Source organism: Ruegeria sp. BE10 (assembly GCF_056538905.1).
The window spans coordinates 922,926-934,530 of sequence record NZ_JBQFTX010000001.1 but is presented as its reverse complement, the minus strand read 5'-3'; the positions used below and the strand labels follow the sequence as shown (position 1 = coordinate 934,530).

The window sequence follows — 11,605 nt, the reverse complement described above, 5'->3', positions numbered from 1 at the left end:
GGCAAACAGATGAACATCGCGCGCGCCTCGATCGACCGGCCGATCTATACGTGGCTGATCATCCTGATTGCCCTGTTTGGGGGCATTTGGGGCTTCCTGTCGCTGGGTCGTCTGGAAGACCCGGCCTTCACCATCAAGAATGCCGTCATAGCAACGCAATACCCAGGCGCCACAGCCGAAGAAGTGGCGCTCGAGGTCTCGGAACCATTGGAATCTGCCATCCAGCAGATGGGCGAGGTTGATACGATCACCTCGGTCAACCAACCGGGATTTTCGCTGATCGAGGTCGAGATCAAATCGACTTATGACGGTACAGAACTGCCTGAAATTTGGACCAAGCTGCGCGCCAAGGTGCGCGACGCATCGCGTGCATTGCCATCGGGCGTAAGCCAACCAATGGTGAATGACGGGTTCGGTGATGTGTTCGGCCTGTTTTACGCTGTCACGGCCGAAGGGTTTTCGGACGCTGAAAAGCATGAGTTATCCACTTTTCTGCGGCGCGAATTGCTGACCGTTCCCGGTGTCGCGGATGTTGAGGTGATGGGCCTGCCGGACGAGGCGATCTTTGTTGAACCCGATCTGGCCATTTCCGTCAACCAGAACGTACCTATCCCGTCCATCAACGAGGCCATTGCCAACGCGGACTCGGTTAATGCGTCGGGATCGGTCCGAACTGAGAATGACCGCACCACGATCCTGACGGCCGAAGGGTCAGATACAGTTTCTGCCATTGCCGGTTTGTCGTTGGGGTCGCAGGGGCAGGTGATCAACCTATTCGACATGGCGCACGTCTTCCGTGGCCGTCAGACCGACCCCGAGGTCATGATCCGGTTCAACGGGACTGAGGCGTTCACGCTGGGCATCGCGGGTCTGTCGACCGAGAATATCGTCGAAGTCGGCCAGCGTGCCGATGCCAAATTCGCCGAGTTGGACCCTCAGATTCCCTTTGGGGTCGAAATCCTGCCGATCTATCAGCAGCATGTGGTGGTCGAACAGGCCTCGAACGACTTTCTGGTGAACCTGGCCATGTCAGTCAGCATCGTTGTGGCGGTTTTGGCTATCTTCATGGGCTGGCGCGCGGCGGTGGTCGTGGGCTCGACCCTTCTGCTGACCGTAGTGGGGACACTGTTGTTCATGTCGATCTTCTCGATCGAGATGGAGCGGATATCGCTGGGCGCCCTGATCATTGCGATGGGGATGCTGGTGGACAACGCCATCGTGGTGGCCGAGGGAATGCAGATCGCCATGCTGCGCGGTAAAAATTCCCGCGATGCGGCTGATGAGGCGGCGTCGAAAACGCAAATCCCGCTGTTGGGGGCGACGGTCATCGGCATCATGGCTTTTGCCGGTATTGGCCTCAGCCCGGATGCGACGGGTGAGTTTCTGTTCTCATTGTTTGCGGTAATTGGTATCTCGCTGCTGCTTAGTTGGGTTCTGGCGCTGACGGTGACGCCGATGCTGGGGCATTACTTCTTCAAGCAGGGAAAAGAGGGCGAGGTGGACGCTTATGGCGGCATCATGTTCCGTGTCTACGGTGCGATCCTGCGGTGGTCCTTGCGGATGCGCTGGCTGGTGATTGCCGCGCTGGTCGGGGTGACGGTGGCCTGTTTCGCAGGCTTTGGTTTGGTGAAACAGCAGTTTTTCCCTGACTCGAACACACCGCTGTTCTTCGTGCATTACAACCTGCCGCAAGGCACGCCTATCGCACGCACGGCTGAGGATATGGCGGTCTTCGAAGACTGGCTGGCCGAGCGCGACGATGTCGTGTCTGTCACCACCTTTGTCGGGCAGGGCGCAACTCGGTTCCTGTTGACCTATTCGGCCGAAAAACCAAACCCCAGCTATGGGCACATGATCATTCGCACTGAAACGCTGGATGACATTCCGGTTTTGCAGGCGGATTTGGAAGCGTTTGGGCAGGCACAATTCCCCGAGGGCAAATTCCGCACCAAACGCCTGATCTTCGGCCCGGGCGGCGGAGACCCAATCCAAGCCCGGTTCTCGGGCAGTGATCCGAAGGTATTGCGCCAGCTGGCCGATGAGGCGGTGTGGAAAATGCGCGAGGCTTCCCCTAATGCGCTGAACGTCTATCATGATTGGCGCGAGCAGGAGCTGGCAGTGCAGCCGATCTATGCGACCGAGCGGGCGCAGACCGCAGGTGTGTCCCGAGAAGATATTGCCGCGACTTTGCAGTTTTCCACGGACGGGATCACCGCCGGAGAATTCCGTGAGCGGGACCGTCTGATCCCCATCATCATACGCCGTCCCGCGGACGGGGATTATTCGATCGTCGATCAGGTGGTGTTTTCAGAAGAATCGCAAAAGTTCGTTCCAATCGAGCAAATGGTCGATGGGTTCGAATACAAGCCGCTCAACACGCTGGTGCATCGTCGTGACCGCGTGCTGACGATCACCGTCGGGGCTGATATCCCGCCCGGCATGACGGCGGCACAGGTCCATTCTGAGGTACGCGCGGCCATCGAAGACATGGACCTGCCACCCGGTTATCGCATGGAATGGGGGGGAGAGTTCGAAAACGCTGGCGAGGCCAACGAAAGCCTAGGACGTCAGTTGCCCCTGAGCCTGCTGATCATGGTGCTGATCTCAGTGTTGATCTTTAACGCGATACGCCAGCCGATCATCATCTGGCTGTTGGTGCCGATGTCGGTGAACGGCGTCGTGATCGGGCTGTTGGGGACGGGTCTGCCGTTTACCTTCACAGCGCTGCTGGGGCTGCTGAGCCTGTCGGGGATGCTGATCAAGAACGGGATCGTTCTGGTCGAAGAGATTGATCTGGTCCGCGCCACCGGCAAGCCCCTGCGCGAGTCGATTGTCGAAGCTTCTGTCTCGCGTTTGCGCCCTGTGATGCTGGCGGCGATCACCACCATACTAGGGATGGCACCGTTGCTGACGGACGCGTTCTTCCGCTCGATGGCGGTGACGATTATGGGCGGTTTGGCCTTTGCCACGATCCTGACCATGGTCGCGGCTCCGGTCTTTTACATGGTGTTCTTTGCACGCGATGAAAAACGCGAGGTTGCACAGGCCTGACTGGTACCGGGCGGCGTTTCAGTCGCCCGGGTCCTTTTCCGGATCATAATGATAGTAAAAACAGGATAGCTTGTTTCCGTCCGGGTCGCGCAGATAGGCGACATAGAAATCAGGCGCGTAATAGTCCCGAATGCCCGGCGCACCTGCGTCCGTGCCCCCAAATTCCAGACCTGCCACGTGAAAACGCCGAACTTGCGCTGCGCTGCTGGCCGGAAAAGCAATCATCGTTCCATTGCCCACGCAGGCCGCCTCACCATCAAATGGCGTACAGACCCAAAACCCTGTCCCGGCATCGGGATGGTTTCCCCAGCCCGCGCGATCCTTTGACCAACCCGGAAGGCGCGGCTGATCCAGTACAGAAAAGATCGCGTCATAGAACCGGATGGCCCGGGACAAGTCATTGGTTCCGTATGTGGTGTAAAGGCGCATGGTTTCACCGGTTGTCAGAACAGCATCATGCTGCCCGCGACAACACAGGGAAAGCGAAAACGGCCCTGCGGTTCGCGTCAGATCAGTGGGATCAGCGGCACATCACACGCGGCAAGCGTCATCAAAGCGGCGAGAACCATAAACCTGCGCATTTTGTTTTCCTTCTGCTCGTTTGCAAAAAAGATGCGCGCCCGAAGACACGGGGTCAACGGGCGCGGTGTGTTTGGTTCAAAATGCGCGGGTTTCACCCCAGGGGAGTTAGCCCTGCAGCGACTTCACCTCAACATCGCCTTCGGCCTGTGCCTTGATCGCCAGCGCGGCAGCATGGCTGGCGGCCGCGGTGGTGAAATAGGGGATCTTGTCATAGAGCGCGATTGAACGGATGGACTTGCTGTCCTCGACCGCCTGTGCGCCTTCGGTGGTGTTCATCAACAATTGCACCTGACCGTCTTTTAGCATGTCAGCCACGTCAGGGCGGCCTTCATAGACCTTGTTGACCACATCACAGGCTACACCCTGTTCAGCCAGCCAGGACTGGGTGCCGCGTGTGGCCACCAGAGAAAAACCTTGCCCGGTCAGAACCTGCGCGGCCTCAAGCATCGCGGGGGTCTTGTCGGCATCCTTGATCGAGATAAACGCACGACCCGAGGACGGCAGTACCATACCAGCACCCATCTGTGCCTTTAGGAAAGCGCGGTGGAAGTCGCGGTCCCAGCCCATGACCTCACCGGTCGAGCGCATTTCCGGACCCAGAATAGTGTCGACGCCGGGGAAACGAGCAAAGGGCAGCACCGCCTCTTTCACCGAAAACCACGGCATGTCCGGATCAGCCAGTGTCATCTGGTCTGCGATCTTGGTGTCCTGACCGTCCTGATAAGGCGGGCGCTGCGGGAAGTTCGCCAGCTTCTCACCAGCCATGACACGCGCGGCAATCGATGCGATGGCACTGTCGGTCGCCTTTGCGACAAACGGTACGGTCCGTGAGGCGCGCGGGTTGACCTCGATCAGATAAATCTCGCCATCCTTGATGGCGAACTGCACATTCATCAGGCCGACGACATTCAGAGCTTTGGCTAGCTTGAACGCCTGATCCTTGATCTGATCCAGGATTTCTTTCGACAGCGAATAGGGCGGCAGCGAACAAGCCGAGTCACCCGAGTGAACGCCAGCCTCTTCGATATGCTGCATGATGCCAGCGACATGTACGGCCTCACCGTCGCAAATGGCATCCACATCCAGCTCAACCGCACCGGCCAAATAACTGTCCAGCAGAACCGGGCTGTCGCCCGAGACCACTACAGCCTCGTTGATATAGCGTTTCAGCTGCTCCATATCGCGCACGATTTCCATCGCGCGGCCACCTAGAACGTAAGAGGGGCGGATGACCAGTGGGAAGCCAATCTCGTCGGCAATCTCCAGCGCCTGTTCATCGGTCGAGGCGATGCCGTTCTTGGGCTGTTTCAGGCCCAGATCATTGACCAGCGCCTGAAAGCGTTCACGGTCTTCGGCAAGGTCAATCGCATCCGGCGTGGTGCCGAGGATCGGGATACCTTCAGCCTCAAGCGCGTTGGCCAGTTTCAGCGGGGTTTGGCCGCCGAACTGAACGATCACACCGTGCAGCGTGCCGTTCTCCTGCTCTTTCGTCAGGATTTCCATGACGTGTTCAAAGGTCAGCGGTTCAAAATACAGCCGGTCCGAGGTGTCATAGTCGGTCGAGACCGTCTCGGGGTTGCAGTTGACCATGATGGTTTCAAATCCCGCTTCGGTTAGTGCGAAACAGGCGTGGCAGCAGCAATAATCGAACTCGATGCCCTGACCGATCCGGTTCGGGCCACCGCCAAGGATGACAACTTTTTTGCGGTCAGACGGGCGCGCTTCGCATTCGACCTCGCCCATCATGGGCGCTTCGTAGGTTGAATACATATAAGGCGTCTGTGCTTCGAACTCGGCGGCGCAGGTGTCGATGCGCTTGAACACGGCGTTGACGCCCAGATTGCGGCGGGCGCGGCGGACGTTGTCCTCATCCCGGCCGGTCAGATTGCCCAGACGAGCATCGGTAAAGCCCAGCATTTTAAGCTTGCGGATGCCGTCTTCGGTCACCGGCAGGCCATCTTTGCGGACAACGCGCTCAGCCTCGATGATCTCGCGGATACGGGCCAGGAACCATGGGTCAAATTTGGTGACGCCAAAGATTTCGTCATCGGTCAGACCGTGACGCATGGCCTGCGCGATGGTGCGCAGACGGTCGGGGGTTTGTTTGCTGATCGCCTTGATGACGGCGGCCTTGTCGGTGGCTTCTTCCCAGACACCGACGTTAAGCCCGGGGATTTCGATCTCATCAAAGCCGGTCAGACCCGATTCCATCGAGGCCAGCGCCTTTTGCATCGATTCGTGGATCGTGCGGCCGATGGACATGGCCTCTCCCACCGACTTCATGGCGGTAGTCAGGTAGGGCTCGGAGCCTGGGAACTTTTCAAAGGCGAATTTCGGGATCTTGGTGACGACATAGTCGATGGTCGGCTCAAACGAGGCCGGGGTGACCTTGGTGATGTCGTTGTCCAACTCGTCTAGCGTATAGCCAACGGCCAGCTTGGCCGCGATCTTCGCAATCGGGAAACCGGTCGCCTTGGACGCCAGCGCCGAGGAGCGCGACACACGTGGGTTCATCTCGATCACAACCATGCGGCCATCATCGGGGTTGATCGCCCATTGTACGTTCGAACCGCCGGTTTCGACCCCGATCTCACGCAGAACGGCAATCGAACCGTTGCGCATGATCTGGTATTCCTTGTCGGTCAGCGTCAGGGCAGGGGCCACGGTGATCGAGTCGCCGGTATGCACGCCCATCGGATCGACGTTTTCGATGGAGCAGACGATGATGGCGTTGTCGGCGGTGTCGCGCACCACCTCCATCTCATACTCTTTCCAACCCAGCAGGCTTTCATCGACGAGGATCTGGTTGACGGGCGAGGCATCCATGCCCGAGCGGCAAAAATGGATATAGTCCTCACGGTTATAGGCCACGCCGCCACCGGTGCCGCCCAGGGTAAAGGCAGGGCGGATAATGGCGGGCAGGCCGATTTCTTCCAGCTCATCCAGCGCCATCTGCACACCGGCGTCCAGATCGGTGGAACCGTCGTCGCGCTTGGGAGCGGTCACGATGGTTGCCTTGGGGTTTTCCAGCCCCAGCCGGTCCATCGCCTCGCGGAACAGGGCGCGGTCTTCGGCCATTTCGATGGCGTCGCGTTTGGCGCCGATCATCTCGACCCCGAACTTTTCAAGCACACCCATCTCTTCCAGCGCCAGCGAGGTGTTAAGCCCGGTCTGCCCGCCCATGGTGGGCAGCAAGGCGTCGGGGCGTTCTTTCTCGATGATCTTGGCGACAACCTCGGGGGTGATCGGTTCGATATAAGTGGCGTCAGCCAGACCGGGGTCGGTCATGATGGTGGCCGGGTTTGAGTTCACCAGGATGACCCGGTATCCTTCTTCGCGCAGCGCCTTACAGGCCTGTGCGCCGGAATAGTCAAATTCGCAGGCCTGACCGATGACGATGGGCCCCGCTCCGATGATCATGATCGACTGGATGTCGGTTCTTCTGGGCATGGCCTGGTTCCTTCGGTTAACTGCGAGTCAGGGCGCCCCCATGCGCCCAAATTGTCCTGCGTTATAGGGACCGCGCGAAAAGGTTCAAGGGGTATCGGAAACGGTGACGAAATTGCCGCTTTCCCCTCTTTCCCTTGCCGTCGTATTCTCTATACCGCGCAGCACGACAAATGAGGATGCAATTGCGTATTCGTTTCGATCAGGGGCCAGCCGGACCCGGAACAAGTTTCGACCGGCCAGCCAGTGTGATCCGTGCAGACAAGCCGGACGACGTGCCCCAGGCTCTGGTGGCGCTGGATGAGGCGCGCGCCGACGGTGCGTGGCTTGCCGGTTATGCCAGTTATGAGCTGGGCTATGTGCTTGAGCCGCGCTTGGCTGACCGACTGCCCGCGGATCGCCGTCTGCCTTTGCTGTGCTTTGGCGTTTATGAGGCCCTAGTGCAACGCGATCTTCCCTCGGCAGCTGGTGGCGTCACCGGATTTGAGCCCCGCTGGGATGAGGCACGGTATACGCGCGCCTTTCAACAGGTTCATGACGCCATCGGGGCCGGGGATATCTATCAGGCCAACCTGACCTTTCCTATCGACCTGACCATCCAGGGCGACAGCGCCGCGTTCTATGCCTCTTTGGCTTCCGGGCAAGCGGTGGGTCACGGCGCGTTGGTACAGCAGGACGGCTTGCCTGATCTGCTGAGCCGCTCGCCCGAGTTGTTCTTTCGTACCGATGCGGATCGAGGGATTGAAACCCGCCCGATGAAAGGCACGCAACCTCGCAGCGATGATATGGCCGAGGACGCGCGACGCCGGGCCTTTCTGTCGATTGACGAAAAGAATCGGGCCGAAAACCTGATGATCGTCGATCTTCTACGAAATGACCTTAGCCGTGTTGCGCTGCCCGGATCGGTCAAAGTGCCCGAGCTGTTCAAAGTCGAAACTTATGCGACTGTGCATCAGATGGTCTCGTTGGTGCAGGCGCAGCTGCATTTGGGGGCCGAGCTGTCCGATATCCTGATGGCGCTGTTCCCCTGTGGTTCAATCACCGGTGCGCCCAAGATCCGTGCGATGGAGATTTTGGCCGATTTGGAACCCTGGCCCCGTGACATTTATTGCGGCGCCATCGGTTGGGCCGCGCCGGACGGCCGGTCGGAATTCAACGTAGCGATCCGCACGCTAATGGTTGAGGATGGCAGAGCCACTCTGAACGTGGGCGGTGGCCTGGTCTGGGACAGCACAGCCCCGTCGGAATACGAGGAAGCGTTATGGAAAGCCCGCTTTGCCCACCAGCTAATTCTGACTTCCGCATAATCGAAACGCTGGCCTTTCGGCCTGAGCAAGGGTTTGTACGGCGAGATCAACACTTGGCCCGGATGGCCCGATCAGCTCAAGCCTTTGGGATTTCCTTTGACGCGGACCGCGCCATTGATCTGTTGAACGGCGTGGGTGGCTCATCGCCGCTTAGGTGTCGACTGACGCTGGCCGCAGGTGGTCAGCTGGATATAACGACCGGAGCATTGGCCGATAATCCGACGATCTGGCGGATCGCCATTGCCGAACCGCGCCTGACCGCGTCTGACATCTGGTTGCAGCACAAAACAACACAGCGTGCCATATACGACACCACTCGGGCGACTTTGCCTCATGGCATAGACGAGGTCCTGTTTCTGAACGAACGCGACGAGTTGTGCGAAGGCACCATCACCAATCTGTTTCTGCATATGCCGGATGGCCGTCGCCTAACGCCTGCGTTGTCCAGCGGCGTTCTACCCGGCATTCTGCGCGAAGAATTACTGAGTAATAAAGAGGTTACCGAAGCCACGCTGACCTTGACCGACCTGAAAAACGCAGAAAAACTCTATATGGGAAATTCGTTGCGTGGCCTGATCCGGGCGGAGTTGGCAATACAGTGAGCAAACAAACCGATTGGGCGGACAGCGGGGTGCCGTATCTGCGATTGCGGCTGGAATTTGGATTGTTTTTTATCGCTGCGCCGGTGCTGATCGCGGTATTCTTTCCACCCGACTGGATGTTCCCGTCATTATTCACCTTCACGGCCATCGGGATTGTGTTGCTGCACATTACACCCGGCTTTGCCTGGGCTGAACTGCGGTACAACTGGCGCAACTGGTCCTGGCGCGAGGTTGCTTTGTTTACCTTTGCCATGACGATCTTTTGCGCCGTGGTTGTGATGGCAATGCGACCCGAGGCGGCGTTTTTCCTACTGCGAAATCGACCCGAATTTCTTCTGGTGATTTGGATTGGTTACCCATTGCTGTCGGCCCTGCCGCAAGAACTTTTGTTCCGGTCCCTGTTCTTCCGCCGCTATCACGAAATCTTGCCAAACGGACGCGCGGCCTATCTGCTGAACGCTGCGCTGTTTTCACTGGCACATCTGATGTATTGGAGCTGGATCGTCGCCGTCATGACCTTTGCCGGAGGGTTGCTGTTCACCTGGGCCTATCGCAAACGCGGATCTTTTTTCTACGCGGTCTTATTGCACGCGATTGCGGGAAACATCATCTTTGCCGCCGGTCTGGGTATCTATTTCTACTCGGGCAACGTGCAAAGGCCGTTTTGACAGCGCGACCTGCCTTGACTTTCCATGCCTGACAGGGTGTATCGGCGCGACGAATTCTGCGCCCGAAGGGATATTTTCATGCATGCCTATCGCAGCCACACCTGCGCCGCTCTGACCGCCGCCAATGTCGGTGAAACCGTCCGCCTGTCCGGTTGGGTGCATCGTGTCCGAGATCACGGTGGCGTGCTGTTCATCGACCTGCGCGATCATTTCGGAGTGACACAGGTTCTGTGTGACGGTGACAGCGCCGCCTTTGCCGAGCTGGAAAAGGTTCGGTCCGAATGGTGTATCCGCATCGACGGCACTGTCAAAGCGCGCGACGCTGAGCTGGTAAACCCGAAACTGCCCACCGGCGAGATCGAAGTTTACGTGCGCGAATTAGAAGTGCTGGGCGCCGCTGATGAGCTGCCGTTGATGGTGTTCGGTGATCAGGAATACCCCGAAGAAACCCGCCTGCGCTATCGTTATCTGGACCTGCGCCGCGAGGCGATGCAGCAGAACATGACGCTGCGCTCGGACGTTGTGGCGTCCATGCGCCGTCGCATGTGGGATCAGGGGTTCCGCGAATATCAGACGCCAATCATCACTGCGTCCTCGCCGGAAGGCGCGCGTGACTTCTTGGTGCCTTCGCGTCTGCATCCGGGCAAGTTCTATGCGTTGCCGCAGGCCCCACAGCAGTTCAAACAGCTGATCATGGTGTCGGGCTTTGACAAATACTTCCAGATCGCGCCGTGTTTTCGCGATGAAGACCCACGCGCCGACCGCTCACCCACCGATTTCTATCAGCTTGACCTTGAGATGTCGTTTGTAGAACAGCAGGACGTGTTCGACACGATCCAGCCCGTTCTGACCGGTGTGTTCGAGGAATTCGGCGGTGGTCGCAAGGTTGACCAGGAGTGGCCGCAAATCTCCTACAAGGACGCGGCACTTTGGTATGGCAGCGACAAGCCGGACCTGCGCAATCCTATTAAAATGCAAGTGGTCTCCGACCACTTCCGCGATTCTGGCTTCGCGATATTCGCGAAGCTGTTGGAGCAGGAAGGCACCGAAATCCGCGCCATTCCTGCGCCGACGGGTGGCAGCCGCAAGTTCTGTGACCGCATGAACGCTTTTGCCCAGAAAGAGGGTCTGCCCGGTATGGGCTATATCTTCTGGCGCGATCAGGGCGAAGGCATGGAGGCCGCAGGTCCGTTGGCCAAGAACATCGGTCCCGAGCGGACCGAGGCAATCCGTCAACAGCTGGGTCTGGGTGTTGGTGACGCCGCGTTCTTCCTGGGCGGCAAGCCGAAAGCCTTTGAAAAGGTGGCGGGTAAGGCGCGCGATGTGATCGGTGAGGAGCTGGGTCTGACCGAGAAAGACCGCTTTGCCTTTGCCTGGATCGTAGATTTCCCGATCTACGAACAGGACGAAGAAACCGGCACCATCGACTTTGAACACAACCCATTCTCGATGCCGCAAGGTGGTATGGCGGCGCTGCAGGGTAATCCTCTGGACGTGCGCGGCTATCAGTACGATCTGGCGTGCAACGGATATGAGCTGGTCTCGGGTGCGATCCGGAACCACAAGCCCGAGATCATGCTGAAAGCCTTTGAACTGGCAGGCTATGGCGAGGATGAGGTGAAAAGCCGCTTTGGTGCGCTGTTCAACGCCTTCCACTATGGCGCTCCGCCGCACGGTGGTTGTGCTGCGGGGATCGACCGGATCGTGATGCTATTGGCTGATGAGGCCAACATCCGCGAAGTCATGATGTTCCCGATGAACCAGCGCGCCGAAGACCTAATGATGGACGCGCCATCCGATCCGACCTCGGATCAGTTGATGGAATTGGGATTGCGGATCATCCCACAGGATTGATCAATCGCCCGCCGCAGCCTTTGCGGCGGGTTTTTTCTTTGGATCAGATGCCACAAGCCTGCGGTTAAAACCCCGCGGTAAATTCTGTATTGCA

The 11,605-nt window shown here is 58.6% G+C and carries 7 protein-coding genes; 5 read left to right on the top strand and 2 right to left on the bottom strand.

What is annotated here, in order from left to right; translation table 11 throughout:
* Positions 1-9 precede the first annotated feature (9 nt).
* Positions 10-3,051 carry an efflux RND transporter permease subunit gene (locus ACR0M2_RS04645; protein WP_480704144.1) on the top strand — a complete coding sequence of 1,014 codons (3,042 nt, stop codon included), beginning with the start codon at positions 10-12 and terminating at the stop codon, positions 3,049-3,051.
* A gap of 18 nt (positions 3,052-3,069) precedes the next feature.
* On the opposite strand, the gene ACR0M2_RS04640 is transcribed toward ACR0M2_RS04645, so the two are convergent.
* Positions 3,070-3,480 (bottom strand): VOC family protein, encoded by a 411-nt coding sequence (locus tag ACR0M2_RS04640; RefSeq protein ID WP_170347869.1) that lies wholly within the window; start codon positions 3,478-3,480, stop codon positions 3,070-3,072.
* A gap of 258 nt (positions 3,481-3,738) precedes the next feature.
* Positions 3,739-7,083 carry a carbamoyl-phosphate synthase large subunit gene (carB, locus tag ACR0M2_RS04635; protein ID WP_480704143.1) on the bottom strand — a complete coding sequence of 1,115 codons (3,345 nt, stop codon included), beginning with the start codon at positions 7,081-7,083 and terminating at the stop codon, positions 3,739-3,741.
* Between the two features lie 176 nt (positions 7,084-7,259).
* Between carB and ACR0M2_RS04630 the strand changes: the two genes are divergently transcribed.
* The 4 genes from ACR0M2_RS04630 (at position 7,260) to aspS (ending at position 11,511) form a co-directional block, all read left to right on the top strand.
* Positions 7,260-8,387, top strand: coding sequence for an aminodeoxychorismate synthase component I (locus tag ACR0M2_RS04630; protein ID WP_480704142.1), 1,128 nt, complete (start codon positions 7,260-7,262; stop codon positions 8,385-8,387).
* Positions 8,342-8,989, top strand: coding sequence for an aminotransferase class IV family protein (locus ACR0M2_RS04625; RefSeq protein WP_480704141.1), 648 nt, complete (start codon positions 8,342-8,344; stop codon positions 8,987-8,989). Before ACR0M2_RS04630 ends, ACR0M2_RS04625 begins: the two co-directional genes overlap by 46 nt.
* Positions 8,986-9,657 (top strand): CPBP family intramembrane glutamic endopeptidase, encoded by a 672-nt coding sequence (locus tag ACR0M2_RS04620; protein WP_170347873.1) that lies wholly within the window; start codon positions 8,986-8,988, stop codon positions 9,655-9,657. The genes ACR0M2_RS04625 and ACR0M2_RS04620 overlap by 4 nt, the downstream gene beginning before the upstream one ends.
* A gap of 78 nt (positions 9,658-9,735) precedes the next feature.
* Entirely contained in the window at positions 9,736-11,511 is a 1,776-nt protein-coding gene (gene aspS, locus ACR0M2_RS04615; protein WP_170347874.1) for an aspartate--tRNA ligase, read from the top strand.
* The last annotated feature ends 94 nt before the right edge of the window (positions 11,512-11,605 follow it).

Bases quoted from the DNA above. Each gene is read 5' to 3' on its own strand.
- ACR0M2_RS04645 (WP_480704144.1), top strand. From the start codon at position 10: ATGAACATCGCGCGCGCCTCGATCGACCGGCCGATCTATACGTGGCTG.
- ACR0M2_RS04640 (WP_170347869.1), bottom strand. From the start codon at position 3,480: ATGCGCCTTTACACCACATACGGAACCAATGACTTGTCCCGGGCCATC.
- carB (WP_480704143.1), bottom strand. From the start codon at position 7,083: ATGCCCAGAAGAACCGACATCCAGTCGATCATGATCATCGGAGCGGGG.
- ACR0M2_RS04630 (WP_480704142.1), top strand. From the start codon at position 7,260: ATGCAATTGCGTATTCGTTTCGATCAGGGGCCAGCCGGACCCGGAACA.
- ACR0M2_RS04625 (WP_480704141.1), top strand. From the start codon at position 8,342: ATGGAAAGCCCGCTTTGCCCACCAGCTAATTCTGACTTCCGCATAATC.
- aspS (WP_170347874.1), top strand. From the start codon at position 9,736: ATGCATGCCTATCGCAGCCACACCTGCGCCGCTCTGACCGCCGCCAAT.